This is a genomic window from Achromobacter sp. KK8 (genome assembly GCF_054188005.1).
This window is the reverse complement of the sequence record NZ_CM135178.1, coordinates 4,998,689-5,019,361: the sequence shown is the minus strand read 5'-3', so window position 1 is coordinate 5,019,361 and position 20,673 is coordinate 4,998,689. Positions and strand designations below refer to the sequence as shown.

The following is a 20,673-nucleotide window of genomic DNA, read 5'->3' as shown; positions in this document are numbered from 1 at the left end:
CTAAAAAAGGGGCCACTTAGGTTCTTTGGGTAGCGGTTGTTTTTTTAAGGGCGGTGATTGACTGTTTGGCTGCGCGCGGCCGGCGCACCGCGCGGACCCGGCTGCTGTTGGAGCCGCCGCCGCAATAGAGCACATCGCCGCCGTCCGATTCCAGGCCGGACACGTAGGCGCCGGGCGGCATCGCCAAGCGTTCCAGCACCTCGCCGTTGGCGGGGTCCAGCCGCCGCAGCTCGCTGGCGTCATCCTCCCAGGTGCCGTGCCACAGGCTGCCATCGACCCAGGTGACGCCGGTGACGTAGCGGTCGGACTCGATGGTGCGCAGGATGGCGCCGGTGGCGGGATCGACCTGGTGGATCTTGCGGTCCTTGTAGCGGGCGATCCAGAGCATGCCTTCGGCCCAGGTCATGCCCGAATTGCCGCCGCCTTCCGGGGCCGGCACGGTGGCCAGCACGCGCCCCGATGCCGGGTCGATTTTCTGGATGATGCTGTCGGCCAACTGGTAGAGGTGCTTGCCATCGAAGGCGGTCCCGGCGCGGGCGATGACGTCGATCGTGCGAACCACGTCGCCGCTGGCCGGGTCCAGGGCGTGCAGCTTGTCGCCGACCGCGATCCAGATGCGGCTGCCGTCGTACGAGACGCCGTGCACGTCGGTGACGCCGGGGAACGGGCCGTATTCACGGAGGATTTCTGCGGGCTTGGTTTTCATGACGGTGTCCTTGTTCGGGGGGAATGACACTTCCATGCTAGGCATTCGGCAGCGGAGCCGGGAGTAACAATGTCGTCGCGAAACCGGGCAGGGGCGGCGTGATCCAGCGCCGCGCCCGGCCGCGGCCGAGCGAATGCGCCTGGCCGGAGGCCGCCAGCGCATCCAGGGCGCGCTGCACCTGGCGTTGGCTGGCACCGCTGGCCAGCGCCAGCGCCGAACTGGACCACGCCTGGCCGTCGGCCAGCAGCGCCAGCACCGCGGCGTGGCGGTCCTGCACCGGGGGCGTCAGCACGGCGACGGCGCCCGCCGCGGGCATCAATGCGAAGCCTTGCCGTGTAGCCCGGATCTCGGCCAAGGGCGCCAGGACCGCCCGCAAACGGCCGATTTCCACCCTCAGTCGCGCGCGGTGCGAGTCGTCCGGATGGCGGGTGCGGAAAGCCAACGCAATCAATGCGTCGCGCGGCGCGTCGCCCGGCCACGCCCGGCCCAGCGCCTGCGCCAGGGTGAAGAGCACGGGCCGGCTGGCCAGGGCCAGGGTGCGGCCCGCGCCATGCACCGCATAGCGGCAGGCGTCGATCACCAGCGTGTCGGACGCGAGCAGCGCTTGCACCTGCTCCAGGCGCAGCACCTGCGTGTCGCCGGCGCGGTGCAGGTGGGCGGCCGGCGCCTTCAGCACGAGCGACGCCTGGCGCACCTCGGCCCGCAGGGCCGGGATGCCGGCCGCGCGCGCGGCCCGCGCGGCCCGGGCCAGCGCGGCGCGCGCCGCCGTGGCTTGCACGCGCCGCAGCGCGATGCCTGCCAGGGCCAGCTCGTGCACCGCCCGCAAGGCGGGCGGAAAGGGGGCAGGATCCAGTTCCGACAGCACCTGTTCGGCCTGCTCCAGGCGTCCCATCAGGATCAGGCGGCGGCCGGCCAGGTAGCCGGCATAGGCCGCATTGCGCAGGTCGCCATGGCGCTCGAGCGTGGCGCGGGCGGCATCGAGCGCCGCCGCGGGCCAGCCCAGGTCGCGCGAGGCCAGCGCGATCTCGGCCTCGGCCACCACGCAGCGGGCCCGCGCCACCGGTTCCCGGGTGCCGAACGCGCGGGCGGCGCGTCGCACCAGGACGCGGGCGCGGTCGAAGTCGCCCAACTGCGCCAGCGCGATGCCGCGCAGCGCCAGGCCCGGCGCGTCGTCGCGCAACGCCACCCGGGCCAGCGCGCCCAGCGGGTCGCCGCTGGCCAGCGCCCGCGCCGCGGCCATGATCAGCCCGTCCATGACGATCCCGCCATCGTTGCCGCCCCCCTTGCCACGTCCATTCGTGGATGCCGCCAATCTACCACCGCGCTGCGGGCGCAGGGAGTTGGTCCGCTATTGCGGCCGGCGGCCGGATAGCGAGGTCTATCGCGCGGCTTCTCGGACCCGTTCCTATCGTCGGCCGCGGGGGCGTTCGATAAGTTGGGCGGGCAATCACTTATTGCGAAACGCGCATGCCCGCGCGTCGTTCCGCCAATCGCGCATCGCCGCGGCGCAGTCCGGTGACGGGGAAAACCAGGAAATATCGAAGGTGTCTCAAATCCATGCATGTCTTGAAAGTCTTTTGCTGGAAAACCCCCCAGGCGTGCCTCCGGTTCCGCCAGTTGCAGCCCGCCGATGGCAAGACGCCCGCCTCGAAAGGCAAGGGCAAGCCGGATGCGTTGAGCGCCGACCAAGCGTGCGACGCGGCCGAGGCAGCCGACTACGCCTGGCCGGCACAGATCATTCTGGATTGCCCGGGAACGACCCACCGCGGCGACGGCTAGCCGAATGGTGCTGGTCTGGCGCGGAGTCCGTCAGCCGCGGCGGTATCCCCGCGGCAGCCACGGGTAGAATCCGATACGCCATATCCATGAAGCATCCAAGATGAGCGAGCATTTTTCCGACGACGAAATCCAGTCGCTTCGACAACACGGCATCGCCCTGTTCGCCGACCGTGTCCTGATCGCGGTCCAACCGCCCATGAGCGAGGCGCGCATCGATGAGATCGAAGTGATGTGCGCTGGCCCCTTGCCCGATGCGCTGCGCGAATTGTGGCGCCTGACCGCCGGCGGTGAATTGGCCTATGACCTGCATGCGCGGATGGACGGCAACGAAGAAGCGCTTAGTTGGTCCGAACTGTTCTATGACGGCAGCGGCCACTACCGCGACCTGGCGGGCTGGATCGAGCACGAGCAGGAATGCGCCGAAGAGGCCGCCGGGGAACGCGGCGAGGCCTGGGACGGCAAGCTGCGTTATCTGCCCATCGGCGGTTTCGAATATTGCGACCGCATTTATGTGTGCCTGGAGCCGGGCGCGCAGGCCGGCGGCATCGTGGCCTGGAAGCAGGGGCTGCCGGGCTGGACGCACGCGCTGCAACAGGATGGCGTTGCGACGATCGCGGCCGATCTGCGTGGCGCGTTTGCCGAGCTGTGCCTGGAGGAAGACCCCGAGGACCCCGACAGCACGGGGATACGCCTGCTGGAGTATCTGGACGAGCGCGTGGCGGATCACGGCATGCCGCAGGCCTTGGCGGACAAGCTGACGGCGTTCTACCGGCGCGCCTTGGTGGACTGGCGCGGACCGTTGGCGGCCGGGACGCTGGGGCGGTCGCCGCGGCTGGCCAATCTGGCATTGAGGCACGCGCTGGCCAACGATGACGGCGCGCTGGTCGGCCAGTTGGCGGCGCAGGGCATGCGCCTGGATCAGCCGTTGCGTGGCAGCGCGACGGCGCTGGATGTGGCATTGATGCAGCATGCCCACGCGGCGGCGCAGGCGCTGTTGCGGGCCGACGCGCCGGTCAGCGCGGATGTGTTGCATCGCTTCGATCGCCAGCCGCCCGCCGAGTTGGTGGCGCAGTTGCTGGCGCGCGGGGCGCGGGCCGACGGCCTGGGCGCCGCGCGTTGCGTGGCATGCGGCGCGCCCGATGCCGCGCGCCTCATCGTTGCCGCCGGTGGCGAGGGGATGGCCGCCGCGTATGCCGAGGCGCGCGACGCCATGCTGACACGCTACGAGGAAGACCTGCGCCGCGTGCGCGCCGGCAAGCTGGGGCACTACCTGGGCGCGGACGGCCTGGCCGAGCGCATCGCGAACCTGCGGGCGTTTTCGATCTGAGGCTGTGCGCGGACGCCGCGCATCTTGCGCGCATCCCGCGCATCCCGCGTATCCCACGTATCCCTATCGCGCCGCGTCCCGCCAGGCCGCTTCGGATGAGCCCAACGCGCTCGCCGGGTAATCCCACGACTCGGGCGTGCCTTCGATCCGCATGGGCGGCTTGACGCGCCGGGCCGGGCCCCATGACGTTTCCTCGATCGCCGCGGACCAGTCCGCTTCGCTTTCCGGGGCCAGCGCCGGCCCGCCTTCCAGCATGCCGCCATGCGTGATCAGCAACTGCGCGCTGCGGGCCAACGACGCGCGCGCGCTGCCGCCGGCGCCCGTCGCAAGCCGTTCGGTCAGCCCGCGGATCGCCGCGGCCGCCATCAGATAGCCGGTGGCGTGGTCGAGCGCCTGGCACGGCAGCGGCACCGGACGGTCGGCGCCTTTGGCGCGCATGCTGGCCTCGGCGATGCCGGTGCTCATCTGCACCAGGCTGTCGAAGCCGCGGCGCGTCTGCCAGGGGCCGCTCCAGCCATAGGCGTCGAGCGACACGTCCACCAGTGTCGGGTTCAGCTGGCGGCGGCGCTCGGCGTCCAGGCCCAGGCGCGCCAGGGCGTCGGCGCGGTAGCCGTGGATCAGCACGTCGGCGCCGCCCAGCAGGCGTTCCAGCGTGGCCAGGCCCTCGGCGGACTTGAGGTCCAGGCGCGCGCAACGCTTGCCCAGCACGACTTCGGGCACGGTGCCGGGCTCTTCCCAGCCGGGCGGATCGATGCGCAGCACGTCGGCGCCATAGCCGGCGAGGAAGCGGGTGGCGACGGGGCCGGCCAGGATGCGGGTCAGGTCCAGCACGCGCAGGCCTTGCAGGGGCCGTTGCCGGCGGACGCGCCATTGCGGCCTGGCCGCGGCGGGACCGGCGTCGCGGTGCAGGAGCGGCTCCTCGGCCACGCCGCGGCCTTGCGGGTGCTGGCGCCAGGCGTCGATGCCGCGCATGGCCGCGGCGCAGCCGTTGCGGGCGACCACGGCCGCTTCCAGTTCGTCGGCGCGCCAGCGCGACACGGCCTGGGCCACGGCGTCGCGGTCGGCGGCCACGCCCAGCACCGCCAGGGCGGCGTCGCGGTGATGAGGCGCGTTGGTATGCAGCCGGATCCAGCCGTCCGCGGCGCGGTAGTCGCCCGCCACGGCGTCCCACAGCGGCGGCGCGCTCCAGCCGACCGGACGCAAGGTGGTGCCGAACCAGATCGAGGCCAGGCGGCGGTCGACCGTGACCTGGCCGATGGCGCCAGGACCGGTCGAATCCGGACCGGCCGCGCCGGCGCCGGCCGCCGCGAATTCAGCCATGGCCAGCCCGGCCGCGCCAATGGCGGCGGTGGCGAATTCGGTGACGGCGAAGACGGATGGCAAGGCGCCTTCGCCGGTGATGGCCACGCGCGCCAGGTGCGCGGGGGCGCCGCCGGCCGCCAGCCAGAACTGGCGCAGATAGTCGGCAATGGCGGGCGAGGGCGGGAGGGCGTTGGCGGACATGAGGCTTCCTGGTCGTCTGAGAATGCCGTCAGGATTATTCTTCTCGTATTAATTGTCAATATTGATTAATCTAATCAACTTATTGGTCCAGCCTCACGGCATGGCGGTCGCCATGCCGTGTCCGGGCCTCGTTTCCCCTTCGTTTCCCCTTCGTAGCTGAACGCTGTCTGCCACCGTCCGCCCTCATGCCCGATTACCTGACTTCCGCCGCCGCGGCCGCCCGTCTGGGCGTGTCGCGCCAGACCCTGTATGCCTATGTGAGCCGCGGGCTGCTGCACGCCGAGTCCGGCGCCACCCCGCGTGAAAGCCGCTACCTGGCCGAGGATGTGGACCGACTGGCGGCGCAGCGCACGCGCGGGCGCAAGCCCAGGGAGGTGGCCAAGGCCACGCTGAATTGGGGGCTGCCGGTGTTGGAGTCCGCCATCACGCTGATCGATGACGGGCAGCTGTTCTATCGCGGGGAAAGCGCCGTGGCGTTGGCCGGTTCGCGTTCGGTGGAGGCGGTGGCGGCGCATCTTTGGCAGTGCGACCAAGCCATGGCGTTCGGCGCGCCCGCGCCGGTGTTGCCGGGCGACCTGGCGGCGTTGTTCGCGCGGCATCGCGGCCAGCGCGCCGAGGCCGCGTTGTTGCCGTTATTCACGGCGGCCAGCGATGACGACGCCACCGCGTTGTGGCAGCGCTCGCCCGAGCGCCAGGCGCAGGGCTGCGGCGCGCTGGTGCGCACGCTGGCGGCCTGCCTGTTGCAGATCGCCCCGGACGACGCGCCGATCCACGCGCAATGCGCCCGCGCCTGGGGCGTGGACGAGGCGGGCGCGGACCTGATCCGCATGGCCCTGGTGCTGTGCGCCGACCACGAATTGAACGCCTCCAGTTTCACCGCGCGCTGCATCGCGTCCACCGGCGCCAGCCTGCGCGCCGGCATCGTGGGCGGGCTGGCGGCGCTGACGGGCGGCCGCCACGGCGGCACCACGGCGCGCGCCGAGGCGATGTGGGATGAACTGGAACGCGGCGATGCCGGCGCGGACGCCGGCCAGCGGCTGGCGCGTGGCTTGCGCGAACGGTTGGCGCGGGGCGAGGATCTGCCGGGTTTCGGGCATCACCTGTATCCGGCCGGCGATCCGCGCGCCAGCGCCTTGCTGGCGCGGATACTGCCGCGGCGTCCCGACTGGCAGGCGCTGATCGAACAGGCGTTCCAGCTGGCCGGGCAGCGGCCGTCGGTGGACTTCGCGCTGGTGGCGGTGCGGCGCCACCTGGGGCTGCCGCTGGGCGCGGCCTTCGGCTTGTTCGCGCTGGGGCGCTCCATCGGCTGGCTGGCGCACGGGCTGGAGCAGCGCGGCAGCCAGGATGTGATCCGGCCGCGCGCGGCCTATACCGGCGCGCATCCCGACGCGGCTTGAACGCGGCGTCCGGCGCTGACACGGCATGCCGTGTCGGCGCCGTGGGGCGCGGTACGGCGCGCGCCGCGGGCGTCAGGCCTTGGACAGCGTGACCTGGCCGAACGTCATCCAGACGTGCGCGGTGTCCGAGGCCTGCGCGCGGTAGGAACCGCTGGCCTCGCCCAGCCGCATGGCGACGGCGGTGAATTCCCAGGCCAGGGCGTCGTCGCAGGGCACCTTGCGGTGGGTGTACGCCTCCAGGCCATGGGCCTTGCCGAAGGCCAGCGCCAGCTGGGCGTGTTCGGCCAGTTCGGCGGGCACGGAGGGATGATCCCAGCCCCACAGGAAGCTGCCGTCCTCGCTGTTGGAGGTGCCGACGATCTGCACCGGCGCTTGCGCGGTGATGCCGCCGGGCAGCTGGAACACGATCAGGCCGCTGTCCATGTCCACGGACCATTGCCCGGCTTCGTCCAGGTGCCAGGTGGCGCAGTGCGCCGAGGTGGCGGCGCGCATGCCTTCCAGGCTCTGGGCGATGTAGGCGGAAACGTCGAAGGGCTGCGTGGTGTCGGACATGCGGGGCTTTGCGGGTGATGGAAAACCGATAGGGTACCCGTAAAGGTCTGGCGCCGCCGCTTGGCACTGATGGCGAGCGGGGCAATTGGCGCGGGCAGGCGGCGCGGCAGCCCGCCGGTTCGATCGTCCGCGCCTTGGCCCGCGTTAACCGGCGTTTGGCGAGGCGAAGCGCTGCGCCAATTGATCGCAGTGCCGCGCCAGCAGGGCGGCGTCCACGCCGACCGCCGTGAACAGGCTGCCGGCCGCCATGTAGCGCCGCGCCAGCGTTTCGTCCACGGTCAGCACGCCGGGCGCCTTGCCGGCCTTGCGGATGCGGGCGATGGCGGCTTCGACCGCGGCCACGACTTGCGGGTGGCCGGGCTCGCCTGGATAGCCCAGGCTGGCGGCCAGGTCGGCCGGGCCGATGAAGATGCCGTCCACGCCGTCGACCGCGGCCATGGCGTCCAGTTGCTCCAGCGCTTCGCCGGTCTCGGCCTGGATCAGCAGGCACAGTTCGTTTTCGCAATGCCGCATGTAGTCGGCGACGCGGCCATAGCGGGTGGCGCGCACCGTGCCGCCGACGCCGCGCACGCCACGCGGCGCGTAGCGCGTGCCGGCCACGGCCTGGCGCGCCTCGTCGGCGTTCTGCACATAAGGCAGCAGCAGCGTCTGCGCGCCGATGTCCAGATAGCGCTTGATCTGCAGGTTGTCGTTCCAGGTCGGGCGTACCACCGCGTGGGTGGGATAGGGCGCGACCGCCTGCAGTTGCGCCATGACGGTGGGCAGCAGCGCGGGCGTGTGCTCGGTGTCCAGCAGCAGCCAGTCGAAACCGGAGCCGGCCACCAGTTCGGCGCTGTTGGGGTTGGCCAGCGTGACCCACAGGCCGGTCTGGTGGCGCCGTTCGCGCAGCGCGCGCTTGAAGGGATTGGCGGGAAGTTGCATCGGCGGCCTCTTCAGGAAAAATGCACCGAGATGCTGCCCAGCGGGCCGTAGTCGGCATGGATGGTGTCGCCCTTGGCCACCGCCACGGTGCGGGTGAACGAACCGGCCAGCACGATCTGGCCGGCTTCCAGCCCGGTGTCGTGCGCCGCCAGCTTGTTGGCCAGCCAGACGATGCCCATGGCCGGGTGGCCGAGCACCGCGGCCGACACGCCCGATTCCTCGATCACGCCGTTCTTGAGCAGCAGCGCCGCGACCCAGCGCAGATCGACATCGAGCGGCTTGACCGGGCGGCCGCCCAGGATGATGCCGGCGCAGGCGGCGTTGTCGGCGATGTTGTCGACGATGCGGCGCGGGTACTTGCTGCGGCCGTCGATCAGTTCCAGCGCCGGCACCACGTAGTCGGTGGCGTCGAGCACGTCGAACAGCGTCACGTCCGGACCGCGCAACGGCTTGCCCAGCACGAAGGCCAGCTCGACCTCGACGCGTGGCACGATCAGTTTTTCGGTGGCGATGGTGTCGCCGTCCTGGAAGAACATGGTGTCCAGCAGATGGCCGTAGTCGGGTTCGTCGATGCCGACGGTGCTTTGCATGGCCTTGGAGGTCAGCCCGATCTTGTGGCCGCGCAGGCGCGCGCCGGCGGCCAGCTTGCTGGCGATGATGCGCTGCTGGATGGCGTAGGCGTCGGCGATCTCGATGCCGGGAAAGGCCTGGTCCAGTTGCGTGGTGGGCACGCCGGTGCGTTCGGCCTCGATCAGCAGCGTGGCCGCCTGCTGGCGTTGTGCGTCGTTCAACATGGGGTGTCCTCAGGGGCGCGCGGCCGTTTCGTCGGCCACGGGGTTGGAGAGCGTGCCGATACCGGAAACTTCCACTTCGACCACGTCGCCAGGTTTGAGAAAGCGCGGCGGATCGAAGCGCACGCCGGCGCCGATGGGCGTGCCGGTCGAGATGACGTCGCCCGGCTTGAGCGTGGTCCAGATCGAGATGTAGCGGATCAGTTCGGCGAACGGGAACATCAGGTTGGCGGTGCTGTCGTGCTGGCGCACCTCGCCGTTCACGCGGGTGGTGACCGTCAGCGGCGCCTGCGGATCGAAGGCGTCGGCACTGACCAGCCATGGCCCCATGGAGCCGCTGGCATCCCAGTTCTTGCCCTGCGTCACGTTGAACTTGCCGTGGCGCAGCCAGTCGCGCACCGTGCCTTCGTTCAGGCAGGTCAGGCCGGCGATGTGCGACCAGGCATCCTCGGCGGCGATACGGCGGCCGGCCTTGCCGATGACGATGGCGATCTCGCCTTCGTAGTCGAGCTGCTCGGATTCGGGCGGGCGCAGCAGCGGCTGGCCATGGCCCACGAACGATTCGGGAAAGCGCGGGAACACGCTGGGGTATTGCGGCGGCGCGCTGCCGTCCTTGTATTCCTCGTTGCGGTGGCCGTAGTTGACGCCTACGCAGATGATCTTGCCGGGGTTGGCGATGGGGGGCAGCAGGGTCAGCGCGGACAGCGGCAGCGTGGCGTCCAGGCGTTCGGCGGCCGCAGCCAGGCGCGGCAGGGCACCCGCGGCCACCGCCGCCTGCAGGTCAGCGTGGCCTTGACCACCCAGGTCGACCACGGCGTCGCCGCGCAGCAGGCCGAAGCCGGCGCGGCCCTGGTGTTCAAAGGACAGGAATTTCATGCGTCGAATCCAAAGAGGCGGGCCGGGTTGTCGACCAGGATTTTCTTGAGGATGGCGTCGTCGCCGGCGTAGCGCGCCAACTGGTCCATCAGGCGGCCTTCGTCGGGCGGCTGCTTGACCGACACCGGGTGCGGCCAGTCGCTGCCCCAGACCACGCGGTCGGGGTTGGCGGCGATCAGCGCCTGCGCCAGCGGCACCACGTCGTCCCAGGGCGGGCCGCTGCGCGACAGCTTTTCGGTCAGCGACAGCATCACCCAGAAGTTGCCGCGCGCCAGCAGGTCCAGCAGCGCGCGGCGGGTGGGATCGGCGGCGCCGGCGGTGGGGTCGGCGCGGCCCATGTGGTCGATCAGCACAGGGATGTCCAGGCGCTCGAACTGCGCCACCTGGGCCATCATGCCGTCGGGTTCGGGCTGGAACTTGGCGTACCAGCCCAGCTCGCGGATGCGGGCGATGGCGCGCTCGAACACGGCCGGTTCCATGCTGATGCCCAGGCCCTGCCGGGTGAAGCGCGCGCCGCGCACGCCGGCGTCGTGCAGCCGGGCGATGTAGGCGTCGTCGCGCTCGGCCAGCACCAGCGCGTTGGCGCAGCCGCGATAGTTGGGGCCGGCGGCGGCCAGGCCGTCCAGCACCACCTGGTGGTCGGCGCCGTAGGTGGTGGCCTGGACGATGACGCCGCGCTCGATGCCGAGCAGGCGGTGCAGGCGCAGCGCCGTTTCGATGGTGGCGCTGGGCATTTCGTAGGCGGCGCCGGGGCGCACCGGGTAGCGCTCGGCGGGGCCGAACACGTGGAACTGGCTGTCGCAGGCGCCGGGCGGCAGGCGCCGCGCCGGCGCGGTGGGATGCGGATTGAAGGGCAGGTATTGCGGCATGTCGTTCCCTCAGTCCAGCACGGCGACGAAGTCGCATTCGATCAGCTTGTCGCCGTCCAGGTCGGCCTGCATGGTGTGGCGCGCGGGCCGGTCGGCGGGATCGGGGAAGGCGCGCAGCCAGACGGCGTTGAGCGCCGCGCGCTGCGATCGGTCGCGCATCCACACGGTCATCTTGGCGATGTTGGCGAGCGAGCCGCCGCCGGCTTCGACGATGCGGCGCACGTGGCCGAACATCAGTTCGCACTGCCGTTCCAGCGTGTCGCCATAGGCGCCGGTGGCGGGGTCGGTGCCCTGGATGCTGCCCGAATACAGCATGCCGCCGACGCGGCAGGCGGCGGGAATGGGGTTCTTGTGGCTGAAGCCTTCGGCGTAGATGCTCTGTCGTGTGCTTTGTCGTGCGCTTTGTCGTGTCATGGCGGACCTTAGTTGGCGGTGATGCCCGCGCGCTCGATGATGGGCGTCCAGCGCGCATCCTCGGCGGCCAGGTAGCGGGTGAAGTCGGCGGGCGAGCTGGCCTGGGCGTCGGCGCCCAGCTCCTGGAAACGCTGGATGATCTCGGGCTGGCTCAGTATCTTTTCCAGCGCCTGGCTCAGGCGCGCCAGCACCTCGGGCGGCGTGCCCTTGGGCGCCAGCAGGCCGGTGAAAGTGGCCGCTTCCATGCCCGGCACGCCGGCCTCGGCGAAGGTTGGGATGTCGGGCAGCGACGGCACGCGCCTGGCGGTGGTGACGGCCAGGCCGCGGGTGCGGCCTTCCTTGATGTAGGGCAGCGACACCGAGATCTGGTCGAAGTTGAAGTCCACCTGGCCGCCCAGCAGGTCGGTGGTGGCGGGCGCGTTGCCCTTGTATTGCGCGGTGGTCCAGCGCGCGCCGGTCAGCGATTGCAGCAGTTCGCTCACCAGGTGGTTGGTGGTGCCGGCGCCGGGCGAGGCCATGTTGAGCTTGCCGGGTTCCTTCCTGGCCAGCGCCAGCAGTTCGCCCAGGGTCTTCACGGGCAGGCCGGGCCGCACTTGCAGCACCAGCGGCGTGTAGGACACCGAGCTGATGGGCTCGAAGTCCTTGTCCCACTTGTAGGCCTGCCGCTTGAAGATCAGCGGGCTGAACAGCAGAGGGCCGTTGGCGGCCATGAACAGCGTGTAGCCGTCGGGCTCGGCGCGCGCCACCTGCTCGCCGGCGATCATGCCGCCGGCGCCGGGCTTGTTCTCGACGATGAAGGGCTGGCCGAAGGCGGCCTGCAGGCCGGGGCTGATCAGGCGCGCGGCCACGTCGACGTTGCCGCCGGGCGGGTAGGGCACCACGATCTTCACGGGTTTGTCGGGCCAGGCGTGGGCCAGCGTGGTCGCGGCCATCAGCGCCAGGGCGGCGCCAGCTTTTGCAAGCAGGGTCATGGTTTTGTCTCCAGTGCGTGGGTGTGTTGTTGTTTTGGGAGACTCTAGAAACTTGGCCGCGCGGCGACAACGCCAAAAATCCGAAAAAGTCCGGATGTTGGACTTATTGCGGCAATCGCGGTTTGCCCCGATTCACTGGCCAGCCGAAAACCCGGGAAAATGCCGTGAAAGCCTGGGCCGGCGGCAATGCCGCGCCGCCCAGCCAGGTTCAACATATGGACGTCTCTTTGATGCGTATCGCCGCCCCGGAACTCAATCCCGAACAGACCTACAAGCTCATGAGCGGCATCGTGGTGCCGCGCCCGATCGCCTGGATCACCACGCTCGGGCCGGCGGGCAAGGTCAACCTGGCGCCGTTCAGCTGCTTCACGTTCGTGTCGAACACGCCGCCGATGCTGGGCATCAACATCGGCCGCAAGGCCGGCCGGCGCAAGGACACCGCCAACAACATCCTGGAACACGGCCACTTCGTGGTGAACATCGGCAACGCCAGCCTGCTCGATGCCATCCATGCCAGCGCCGAGGAACACCCGCCCGAGGTCAGCGAGGCCGAGGTGCTGCAACTGGCGGTGCTGCCCGGCGAGAGCGTGGCCACGCCGCGGCTGGCCGCGGCGCCGGTCAGCCTGGAATGCACCTTGCACAGCGTGATCCCGTTCGGCGAGACGGGGGCGGAGTTCTTCGTCGGCGAGGTGAAGCTGTTCCATATCCGCGACGGCCTGGCGCGCGACGGCAAGATCGACACGCTGGCCCTCGATCCGGTATGCCGCATCGCCGGGCCGAACTACGCGCTGCTGGGCCCCCTGGTGACCAAGCAGGCGCTGCGCCAGACGCCGAAATCCGTCATGGGCAAGGATCCGGCATGAGCGTCGACGCCGCGGCCGACGAGGCGCAGCCGGGCGCGCAGACCGTGCGCCGCGCCATGGCCATCCTGCGGTTGGTGGCCTGTGGCCAGGAACGCGGCGTGCGCCTGATCGACCTGCAGCGCATGTCGGGGCTGAACCGGCCGACGGTGCATCGCCTGCTCAAGACGCTGATCCAGGAAGGCGCGGTGGAGCAGGATGCGGCCACGCGCCGCTACCTGATCGGTCCGGAAATCAGCCTGCTGGGCCTGGCGCGCACGCGCCGTTTTCCCTTGCTGACGCTGGCCGATCCCTATCTGGCGGAACTGGCCGACCAGGTCGGCGACACGGTGTTCCTGAGCGTGCGGCATGGGCACGATTCGATCTGCATCGGCCGCGAGACCGGCCATCATCCGATCCAGGTGCTGTCGATCGAAGTGGGCGTGCGCCGGCCGTTGGGGTTGGGCGTGTCCGGCGTGGCGCTGTTGTCGTGCCTGCCCGAGGCCGAGAGCGCCGCCATCGTGCAGGCCAATGCCGCGCGGCTGGCGGTGGCCGGGGAGCGGGCCGAGGACATTCTGGCGCGGGTCGCGCAGGCGCGCGCCAGCGGCATCGCCCACGCGCCCGCCGGCTTGATGCCGGGCACCAGCGCGGTGGCGCTGCCGATCCGCGCCGAAGGCGGCGAGCCGCTGGGCGCGGTGACGGTGACGGCGATGGCCGAGCGCCTGGCAGGCGGGCGGCTGGCGCAGGTGGTCGAACGCATGCGCGACCGCGCCCAGGCGATCGCGCGGCGCCATGCGGAGGTCAGCGAGCGGCGGCGGTGAGCGGGGCGGAGCCTCAGGCGCGCACCGCCCTGGCGTAAGCGGCGGTCGCGGTCAGCCTGGGGGACGCGCCAGCGCGTAGACGCGGGTAGCGCGTCCGTAATGCGTTTCGACGGCGCGGAAGGTGAAGCCCAGTTTCTGCAGCACGCGCTGCGATCCCAGGTTGTCGGGCCAGGTGACGGCCAGCAGCTCCGCGCAGTCGAGCGCGCGCCAGGCGTAATCGCACAGCTGGCGCGCCGCCCCGGTGGCATAGCCGCGTCCCCAGGCCGACCGTTGCAGGCGGTAGGCCAGCTGCAACGCGCCAGTGTCTTCCAGCCGTGTCAGGCTGATCCAGCCCACCGCCACGCCGTCAGGATCGACGACCGCCCAGTGGCCGATCGCGTCGGGCGGCGTCTTCAGCCAATCCAGCAGTTCCTGGCGGCGCGCCTGGGTGGCGGGCTTGACGCCGGTGCTGTGGCGCATGACCTCGGGGTCGGATTCCAGGGCCAGGATCATGGGCACGTCGTTTTCGCGCAGGCGGCGCAGCGTGACGGTCGGGGCGGGCGGCATTGTGGCGGCGCTCAATACGTCAGCGGCGCGCCGGTCACGACTTCGTACAGGAACCGGTCCAGCCGCTCGGTCTGGCCATCGGGCCGGTCGAAGAAGGGGGCTTTTTCCAAAGCCGGCAGCGTGGTTTCCAGGTAGGCGTGGATCAACGGGAAGCGCGGGCCGTGTTCGGCTTCGCCGGCCTGCATCTTGATGGCCAGCAGCGCGTTGATCTCGTCGCGCAGCGCGGGGTCGGTGACCATGGCATCGGCCAGGTCGGCAAAGCGCATCGGCGGGATGCCGCGGCCGCTGTCGATCCATTGCGCGGCCAGCACCGGACGCAGCACGTACAGGTATTTCTTGAGCCGCACCGTGTCGCCCTGCAGCGATTCGCGGAAATTGCGGCCGGCCATGGACACGTAATGCCAGCGGCCCTTCATGTGCGAGAAATACCCGCTGCGAAAGTGCCGCAGCCAGGCGCTGGTGGCCTCGTCCTGGCGGTACAGCACGGGCGAATCCAGCCACTCGAACAGGGTGGGGTTGGAGCCGCGCAGCAGTTGCAGCGCCTTGCGCAATTCCCAGCCGGACACGTCCAGCTCGTCGTCGATGGGCAGTTCGATCACGTCGCGCTGGGGCGCCACGCGCAGGTACCAGTCCAGCTTGTGCACGTACAGGAAGCGCACGTCGTAGTCGCTGTCGGGCGAGGCGAAGCCCCAGCCGCGGCTGCCGGATTCGCAGGCGAGCAGGACGCGCACGTCGTGACGCTGTTCGATGTGTTCCAGCGTGGCCATGACGCGTTCGCGGACGGCCGGATCGATGGGATGGGCATGCAGGATCGAGGTCATGCGTCCAATGCTAGCACTTCGTCCCGCGGGCGCGATGCGCGTGGCGAGCGGCGGCGCGTTGCGGTCCCGCGCGCGTTTGCCATTCAATGATTAGGCGGCTTATCATATGCCTCCATATCAATTTTCCGAAAGCACATGCCAGCCGTTCATCCCGCCATGTTGGAACCCAAGCACCATGCCTTGCTCGACGAGGCCGCCCGTCGCGGGCTGCCTTCGTCCGACGGTATCCGGCTGTGCTTCCAGGTGCTGGCCCTGGCCGGCGCCATCGACCGCGACTGCGCCGCGCGCCTGGCGCCACGGCAGTTGTCCGAAGGCAAGTTCGTGCTGTTGTTCCTGCTGCATGCCCAGGCCGGCGGCCTGTCGCCGCACGAGCTGGCGGCGCGCGCGGGCGTGACCCGCGCCACCGTCACGGGCCTGCTCGACGGCTTGGAACGCGATGGCTTCGTGTTGCGCCAGCCGGGCCTGGACGACCGGCGCCGCGTCACCGTGACGCTGACGCCCAAGGGCAGGGCGGCGGCGGCACGCCTGTTCAAGGAGCACGCGCAATGGATCGGCTCGCTGTTCGACGGCCTGTCGCAAGCCGAGCGGCGCCAGCTTGGCGACCTGTTGGCCAAGGTCTGGCGCGGCACCGACAGCGGGCGCGCGGCGCCGGCCGGAGCCGCGCCATGAGCGCCGCGAAACCCGCCGGCCGCGGCGTCAAGGACATCGGCGCCGATCGCCTCGCGCAACTGAACGCCGGCGCGCCGGCCACGCACCTGACCGAATGCCTGGCGGTGGACTTCGCCCGCCTGATGCAGGCGCTGGCGCCCGAGGTCGGCGCCGCAGGCATCGCGCGCATGCGGGCCGCGGCGGCGCTGGGAATTTCCCGGCGCATGGCGCTGGCGGCGCGGATCCTGGGGGAAAGCCTGGGCGAACCCGGCATGGCGCGCATGGCGGCGCAGGCGTCGGATACCGCGCGCGGCTGGGCCTGCTTCATGGTGGGCGCCGCGCCGGGCCTGTCGCTGGCGCAGCGCCTGGCGCGGATCCGGCCGCTGGCCGACGACGCGCATTTCGGCGTGCGCGAATGGGCCTGGCTGGCGGTGCGGCCGGCGCTGGCGGCGGACCTGGACGCGGCCATCGCGCAACTGCAGGCGTGGACGGCATTGCCGTCCGAGCGCCTGCGCCGCTTTGCCAGCGAAGCGTTGCGGCCGCGCGGCGTCTGGTGCGCGCACATCGCCGCGCTCAAGGCGGATCCGGGGCAGGCGCTGCCGCTGCTGGAGCCGCTGCGCGCCGATCCGGCGGTCTATGTGCAGGATTCGGTGGCGAACTGGCTGAACGATGCCAGCAAGGACCAGCCGGACTGGGTCCGGCGGGTGTGCGCGCGCTGGCTGACGCACAGCCCGGTCGCGGCGACGCAACGCATCTGCCAGCGGGCGCTGCGCACCATCGGGGCGTAGCGCGCCGCGGGCCGCGCAGGCCACGCGGCTATCGATCGCCATTGCGGACCGGCCGCGAGCTGTTCAAGCGTGCGCTTCGGCCGCCAGCGCGGCCTGCACGGCGGGGCGCGATTCGATGCGGCGCTGGAAATGCACCAGCTCCGGCCAGCGCGCCAGGTCCACGCCGAGTTGGGGCGCCCAACGCAGCACCGCGTACAGGTAGATGTCGGCCACGCCGTAGCGGTCCTGCACCAGGGCCTGCCGCGCGTGCAGCGCGGCGGCGACGTAGTCCAGGCGCTTTTCCAGGCGACCCTGCCACCACGCGCGCGCCGCCTCGGGCAGATCGCGGTTGAACAGCGGGCCGAAGCCGCCGTGGATTTCCGCCGAGATGAAATTCAACCATTCCTGCAACTGGCTGCGGCCCCAGCTGCCCGCGGGCGGCGCCAGGCCGGCTTCGGGCCGCAGGTCGGCCAGGTATTGGCTGATGGCCGGGCCTTCGGTCAGCACCCGGCCGTCGTCCAGCCGCAGCGCGGCCACATAGCCCTTGGGATTGATGGCCAGGAAATCGCCGCCGTCGGCGGTGCGCTTGCTGCGGTTGTCGACCCGCACCAGGGTGAAGGGCAGGTCGAGTTCGCGCAACAGGATGTGGGGCGAGAGCGAGCAGGTGCCGGGAGCGTAATAGAGTTTCATGCGGGCAATCCGGAAGAAGGGAACGCCAGGATGCCGCGCCGCCAAACATCCGTAAAATTACTTCTTCATAAACATGCAATAAGCTGGGCTGATGCCATGATGAACCTGATTCACTGGCGGCTGCTGCTGGCGGTGGTGGACGCCGGCAACATCACGCACGCGGCAAGGCAGGTGGGCATGACGCAATCGGGCGCCAGCCAGGCCATCGCGCAACTCGAACACCACCTGGGCGCGCCGCTGTTCACCCGCGAACGGCGCCAGAGCGTGCCGACCGCGTTGGGGCTGCGGGTCGCGCACGAGGCTCGCGCCATGCTCGCCGCGCTCGGCCGCATCCAGGCGCTGGCGCGCGAGGCGGCCGGCGCGCCGGGCGGGGTGTTGCGGCTGGCCAGTTTCCCGATGGTGTTCTCGACCATCCTGCCGCCGGTGCTGCGGCGTTTCCGGCAATTGCATCCGGCCATCGACGTGGTGCCGCTGGAGGCCAGCGACAGCGAGATCGAAGACCTGCTGGCGGCGGACACCGTGGACGTGGGCGTGGTGTTGAATCCGCCTGCCGGCCGCGCCACCTGTCCGCTGGGCGAGGACCACTGGGTGGCGGTGCTGCCGGCGGCGCATCCGCTGGCGCGCGGCGCGTCGGTGGCGCTGGCGCAATTGGTGGCGCAGCCTTTCGTGCTGGCCACCGGCGGCTGCAGCGTGCATGCCGGCAGCGTGGCGGCGGACGCCGGCCTGGCGCTGGCCGACGTGCGCGCCACCGTGATGGAGTGGTCCAGCGCGCATGCGCTGGTGCGCGACAATGTCGGCGTGGCGTTGGTGCCGGAACTGACCCTGCCGGAGAACCGGCGCGGCTTGCGGGTGTTGCCGCTGGCCGAGCCGGTGCGGCGCCGTTTCGCGCTGGCCGCGTCGCCGGCCGCCGCCGGCTCGGCCGCCGTGCAGGCCCTGTTCGCAATGTTGCGCCAGGATGACCGCCGCGCCTGACGCGGCGGGGCGCGGCGCCGCGCGCGGTCATCGCGGCGACATCGTGGCCGCCTACCATCAGCGCTTTTGCCCGAGGCCCTATGATCATCCGCAATGCGCAAGCCGGCGACAGCGCCGACATCGTTGAACTGCTGGCCCAGCTGGGCTATCCCGGCACCGCGGGTTTCGTGCCGGAGAAGATCGAGCGCCTGCTGGGGCACCGCGACGCCGAACTGCTGGTGGCCGAGGACGGCGGCCGGCTGCTGGGGTTCATCGGCCTGCATTTCATGGTGCAGCTGGCGCTGCCGGGGGACTTCTGCCGCATCACCTATTTCTGCGTCAGCGACGCGGCCCGCGGCAGCGGCGTGGGGCGGGCCCTGGAAGAGGCGGCCGAAGCGCTGGCGCGCGCCCGCGGCTGCGACCGCATCGAGGTGCATTGCCACGAGCGCCGCGTCGATGCGCACCGCTTCTACTATCGCCAGGGCTACGCGGAATCGCCCAAGTACCTGATGAAGTCCTGCCGCGGCTGAGCGGCGGCGGGGGCGGACAGGTTGGCCTGCCGGCCTTGCTCTCGTGTAGTCTTGCCCGTACCAACGACAAGTCCAAAGGACGGGCATGGAAGAGACAACCCAACAGACAAATCAAGAGGCCATCCCAGGCCAGCCGCTCGACTGGGCGGCGCTGGTCGACGACCTGAACCGCCTGCTGCGGCTCAAGACCACGGTCATCGGCATGAAGCTCTACCAGGACGAAGCGGCGCTGGCCGGCGTGAAGGGACTGCGGCGGCCCAAGGCCACCCACACCACCGACCAGATCGTCGGCATGGCGGCGCGGCTGGGCTGGACCGTCGGCATCACCGGCGATGACCTCGTCGGGGCGCAGTGCCGCGCGGTGATCGGCCTGGGGCCGCAGGACGAGGCCTGGCGCAGCGGCAAGGAATACGTCGGCGTCTGGCACGCCACCGAGGCCGACGCGCGCGCCCGCCAGGAAGCCCTGTCTTGTGTGCCGGCGGGCAGGTATCGGGCCATGGTGGTGTCGCCGCTGGCCTCGGGCCGGCTCGATCCGCCCGACATCTGCCTGGTGTACGCCACGCCCGGGCAGATGATCATCCTGATCAACGGCCTGCAATGGAAGAACTACCGGCGCTTCGACTGGAGCGTGGTGGGCGAGACCGCCTGCGCCGATTCCTGGGGGCGGGCGCTGGCCACCGGCGAGCCCAGCCTGTCCTTGCCCTGTTATGCCGAGCGCCGCTACGGCGGCGTGCCGGACGAGGAAATGCTGATGGCGCTGCCGCCGCGCTACCTGCCCATGGCGATCGAGGGAATGAAGGCCTTGTCGGCCAATGGCCTGCGCTATCCGATTCCGCCGTATGGCATCCAGAACGACGTGCGCGCCGGCATGGGCGTGAGCTACGCGCAGCCGCCGCGCGCCTGAGGCGAAGCCGCCAGCCACGGGCGCCGCGCCTGGCCTGAATTGGCCCCGGACCGGGCCGTGGCCCTGGCCGTCAGGCGCCCGCCAGCGCCGCCGCCAGCGTGCGCGCGGCCGGCCCCAGCGGCTGGTCGATGCGGTGCGCCAGGTAGACCTCGGTGGCCACCTGGCTGCCGCGCCCCAGGCTGCCGGTGGGCAGGCGCAGCAGCCGGCCCTCGGCCAGGTCGCGTTCGACCAGCCACAGCGGCAGCCGGCCCCAGCCGACGCCGGCCAGGATCAGCGCATGCTTGGTGTCCTGCCCGCTGACCCGGCAGGTCTGCGGCGACAGCACCGCGAAGTCGCGGCCGGCGCTGAGGGTGGATGGGTCGATCTGCACCACCTGCAGGTGGTCGGCCAGTTCGGGCGTGGCCAGCGGCGCGCCGTCGGCCACGCGCGCCGCCAGGGGATGGCTGGCGCCGACCACGGCGACCATCTGCACCGAGGACAAGGCCTGCATGGCGATGCGCGGATGGCGGAAATGCTCGCCGGCGATGATGCCCAGTTGATGGCTGCCGTCCAGCAGCGCGGCGATGGGGCCGCCCAGCGGCAGCACCGCGACGCGCGTGGCCACGGACGGATAGGCGGCGCGCAGGCGGTTCAGCGCGGCGCCAACCTGGGCAATGGGGTACAGGGTGTCCACCACGAGCGACAGTTCCAGCTCCACCCCTTCGCCCAGCCCCTGGGCGCGGGCGCGCATGGCGTCCACCCGCAGCAGGATGTCGCGCGCGTTGGCCAGCAGCGCCTGGCCTTCCGGTGTCATGACGGGCCGGTGGCCGCCGCGGTCGAACAGCTTCACGCCCAGCTGCGTTTCCATGTTGGCGATGGCGTGGCTGAGGGCCGACTGCACTCGCGCCAGCTGCTTGGCCGCGGCGCGGAAACTGCCGGTGTCGGCCACGGCGGCGAACACGCGTAGCTGATCCAGGGTGAGGGCGTCTATCATCGTGCGTCCTGATCTATTTTCAAGATCGGTTCCATCAAAAGATTATCACTTATCAGAATCGGTTCCGGCCGGCATGC

At 70.8% G+C, this 20,673-nt stretch carries 24 protein-coding genes; 10 read left to right on the top strand and 14 right to left on the bottom strand.

Annotated features, from left to right (window positions below; translation table 11 throughout):
• Positions 1 to 16 precede the first annotated feature (16 nt).
• Positions 17 to 706 carry a Vgb family protein gene (locus ACVN9Z_RS23280; protein ID WP_241071559.1) on the bottom strand — a complete coding sequence of 230 codons (690 nt, stop codon included), beginning with the start codon at positions 704 to 706 and terminating at the stop codon, positions 17 to 19.
• Positions 707 to 743: 37 nt separating this feature from the next.
• Positions 744 to 1,961, bottom strand: coding sequence for a hypothetical protein (locus tag ACVN9Z_RS23275; RefSeq protein WP_054499067.1), 1,218 nt, complete (start codon positions 1,959 to 1,961; stop codon positions 744 to 746).
• A gap of 302 nt (positions 1,962 to 2,263) precedes the next feature.
• Between ACVN9Z_RS23275 and ACVN9Z_RS23270 the strand changes: the two genes are divergently transcribed.
• A complete protein-coding gene (locus ACVN9Z_RS23270) occupies positions 2,264 to 2,485 on the top strand; it encodes a hypothetical protein (RefSeq protein ID WP_053498435.1) in 222 nt (73 codons plus the stop codon).
• A 100-nt stretch (positions 2,486 to 2,585) separates the two neighbouring features.
• The gene (locus tag ACVN9Z_RS23265) at positions 2,586 to 3,812 is read left to right on the top strand and encodes an SMI1/KNR4 family protein (protein WP_458212694.1); all 1,227 of its coding nucleotides are present in this window, start codon (positions 2,586 to 2,588) and stop codon (positions 3,810 to 3,812) included.
• 63 nt (positions 3,813 to 3,875) lie between these two features.
• Here ACVN9Z_RS23265 and ACVN9Z_RS23260 read toward each other — a convergent pair whose 3' ends face one another.
• Entirely contained in the window at positions 3,876 to 5,315 is a 1,440-nt protein-coding gene (locus ACVN9Z_RS23260) for a CoA transferase (protein WP_458212693.1), read from the bottom strand.
• 185 nt (positions 5,316 to 5,500) lie between these two features.
• Here ACVN9Z_RS23260 and ACVN9Z_RS23255 point away from each other — a divergent pair, with 185 nt between their 5' ends.
• Complete coding sequence (locus ACVN9Z_RS23255) at positions 5,501 to 6,712, top strand: citrate synthase family protein (RefSeq protein ID WP_054438191.1); 1,212 nt, start codon at positions 5,501 to 5,503, stop codon at positions 6,710 to 6,712.
• 72 nt (positions 6,713 to 6,784) lie between these two features.
• Here the strand turns inward: ACVN9Z_RS23255 and ACVN9Z_RS23250 are convergent, their stop codons facing one another.
• From ACVN9Z_RS23250 to ACVN9Z_RS23220, 7 genes are all read right to left on the bottom strand, one after another.
• Entirely contained in the window at positions 6,785 to 7,264 is a 480-nt protein-coding gene (locus ACVN9Z_RS23250; protein WP_020928004.1) for a DUF6882 domain-containing protein, read from the bottom strand.
• 144 nt (positions 7,265 to 7,408) lie between these two features.
• A complete protein-coding gene (locus ACVN9Z_RS23245; RefSeq protein WP_047990984.1) occupies positions 7,409 to 8,185 on the bottom strand; it encodes an aldolase/citrate lyase family protein in 777 nt (258 codons plus the stop codon).
• An 11-nt stretch (positions 8,186 to 8,196) separates the two neighbouring features.
• The gene (gene hpaH, locus ACVN9Z_RS23240) at positions 8,197 to 8,979 is read right to left on the bottom strand and encodes a 2-oxo-hept-4-ene-1,7-dioate hydratase (RefSeq protein WP_047990983.1); all 783 of its coding nucleotides are present in this window, start codon (positions 8,977 to 8,979) and stop codon (positions 8,197 to 8,199) included.
• 9 nt (positions 8,980 to 8,988) lie between these two features.
• Positions 8,989 to 9,852, bottom strand: coding sequence for a fumarylacetoacetate hydrolase family protein (locus tag ACVN9Z_RS23235; RefSeq protein ID WP_054438185.1), 864 nt, complete (start codon positions 9,850 to 9,852; stop codon positions 8,989 to 8,991).
• Positions 9,849 to 10,721 carry an amidohydrolase family protein gene (locus ACVN9Z_RS23230; RefSeq protein ID WP_054438182.1) on the bottom strand — a complete coding sequence of 291 codons (873 nt, stop codon included), beginning with the start codon at positions 10,719 to 10,721 and terminating at the stop codon, positions 9,849 to 9,851. The genes ACVN9Z_RS23235 and ACVN9Z_RS23230 overlap by 4 nt, the downstream gene beginning before the upstream one ends.
• A gap of 9 nt (positions 10,722 to 10,730) precedes the next feature.
• Positions 10,731 to 11,135, bottom strand: coding sequence for a RidA family protein (locus ACVN9Z_RS23225; protein ID WP_054449358.1), 405 nt, complete (start codon positions 11,133 to 11,135; stop codon positions 10,731 to 10,733).
• Between the two features lie 8 nt (positions 11,136 to 11,143).
• Positions 11,144 to 12,106, bottom strand: coding sequence for a Bug family tripartite tricarboxylate transporter substrate binding protein (locus tag ACVN9Z_RS23220; protein WP_054438178.1), 963 nt, complete (start codon positions 12,104 to 12,106; stop codon positions 11,144 to 11,146).
• A 230-nt stretch (positions 12,107 to 12,336) separates the two neighbouring features.
• Here ACVN9Z_RS23220 and ACVN9Z_RS23215 point away from each other — a divergent pair, with 230 nt between their 5' ends.
• Entirely contained in the window at positions 12,337 to 12,969 is a 633-nt protein-coding gene (locus ACVN9Z_RS23215) for a flavin reductase family protein (protein WP_053498443.1), read from the top strand.
• Positions 12,966 to 13,766 carry an IclR family transcriptional regulator gene (locus ACVN9Z_RS23210; RefSeq protein ID WP_458212692.1) on the top strand — a complete coding sequence of 267 codons (801 nt, stop codon included), beginning with the start codon at positions 12,966 to 12,968 and terminating at the stop codon, positions 13,764 to 13,766. The genes ACVN9Z_RS23215 and ACVN9Z_RS23210 overlap by 4 nt, the downstream gene beginning before the upstream one ends.
• A gap of 51 nt (positions 13,767 to 13,817) precedes the next feature.
• Here ACVN9Z_RS23210 and ACVN9Z_RS23205 read toward each other — a convergent pair whose 3' ends face one another.
• Both ACVN9Z_RS23205 and ACVN9Z_RS23200 read right to left on the bottom strand, forming a co-directional pair.
• Positions 13,818 to 14,312 (bottom strand): GNAT family N-acetyltransferase, encoded by a 495-nt coding sequence (locus ACVN9Z_RS23205; RefSeq protein ID WP_053498418.1) that lies wholly within the window; start codon positions 14,310 to 14,312, stop codon positions 13,818 to 13,820.
• 11 nt (positions 14,313 to 14,323) lie between these two features.
• Complete coding sequence (locus tag ACVN9Z_RS23200; RefSeq protein WP_006384534.1) at positions 14,324 to 15,133, bottom strand: nucleotidyltransferase domain-containing protein; 810 nt, start codon at positions 15,131 to 15,133, stop codon at positions 14,324 to 14,326.
• Positions 15,134 to 15,268: 135 nt separating this feature from the next.
• On the opposite strand from ACVN9Z_RS23200, the gene ACVN9Z_RS23195 reads away from it, so the two are divergent.
• Positions 15,269 to 15,802 (top strand): MarR family winged helix-turn-helix transcriptional regulator, encoded by a 534-nt coding sequence (locus ACVN9Z_RS23195; protein WP_082391092.1) that lies wholly within the window; start codon positions 15,269 to 15,271, stop codon positions 15,800 to 15,802.
• Positions 15,799 to 16,569, top strand: coding sequence for a hypothetical protein (locus ACVN9Z_RS23190; RefSeq protein ID WP_020928001.1), 771 nt, complete (start codon positions 15,799 to 15,801; stop codon positions 16,567 to 16,569). The genes ACVN9Z_RS23195 and ACVN9Z_RS23190 overlap by 4 nt, the downstream gene beginning before the upstream one ends.
• 63 nt (positions 16,570 to 16,632) lie before the next feature.
• Here ACVN9Z_RS23190 and gstA read toward each other — a convergent pair whose 3' ends face one another.
• On the bottom strand, positions 16,633 to 17,238 hold the full coding sequence (gstA, locus tag ACVN9Z_RS23185; RefSeq protein ID WP_024069089.1) for a glutathione transferase GstA: 606 nt from the start codon (positions 17,236 to 17,238) through the stop codon (positions 16,633 to 16,635).
• 96 nt (positions 17,239 to 17,334) lie between these two features.
• On the opposite strand from gstA, the gene ACVN9Z_RS23180 reads away from it, so the two are divergent.
• The 3 genes from ACVN9Z_RS23180 (at position 17,335) to ACVN9Z_RS23170 (ending at position 19,623) form a co-directional block, all read left to right on the top strand.
• Positions 17,335 to 18,210: a LysR family transcriptional regulator gene (locus ACVN9Z_RS23180; RefSeq protein ID WP_024069088.1), complete on the top strand. Its 876-nt coding sequence runs from the start codon at positions 17,335 to 17,337 to the stop codon at positions 18,208 to 18,210.
• A gap of 80 nt (positions 18,211 to 18,290) precedes the next feature.
• On the top strand, positions 18,291 to 18,719 hold the full coding sequence (locus tag ACVN9Z_RS23175) for a GNAT family N-acetyltransferase (protein ID WP_047990972.1): 429 nt from the start codon (positions 18,291 to 18,293) through the stop codon (positions 18,717 to 18,719).
• A gap of 85 nt (positions 18,720 to 18,804) precedes the next feature.
• Positions 18,805 to 19,623 (top strand): DUF169 domain-containing protein, encoded by an 819-nt coding sequence (locus tag ACVN9Z_RS23170; protein ID WP_020927997.1) that lies wholly within the window; start codon positions 18,805 to 18,807, stop codon positions 19,621 to 19,623.
• A 70-nt stretch (positions 19,624 to 19,693) separates the two neighbouring features.
• Here ACVN9Z_RS23170 and ACVN9Z_RS23165 read toward each other — a convergent pair whose 3' ends face one another.
• The gene (locus ACVN9Z_RS23165; protein WP_458212691.1) at positions 19,694 to 20,596 is read right to left on the bottom strand and encodes a LysR family transcriptional regulator; all 903 of its coding nucleotides are present in this window, start codon (positions 20,594 to 20,596) and stop codon (positions 19,694 to 19,696) included.
• Between the last annotated feature and the right edge of the window lie 77 nt (positions 20,597 to 20,673).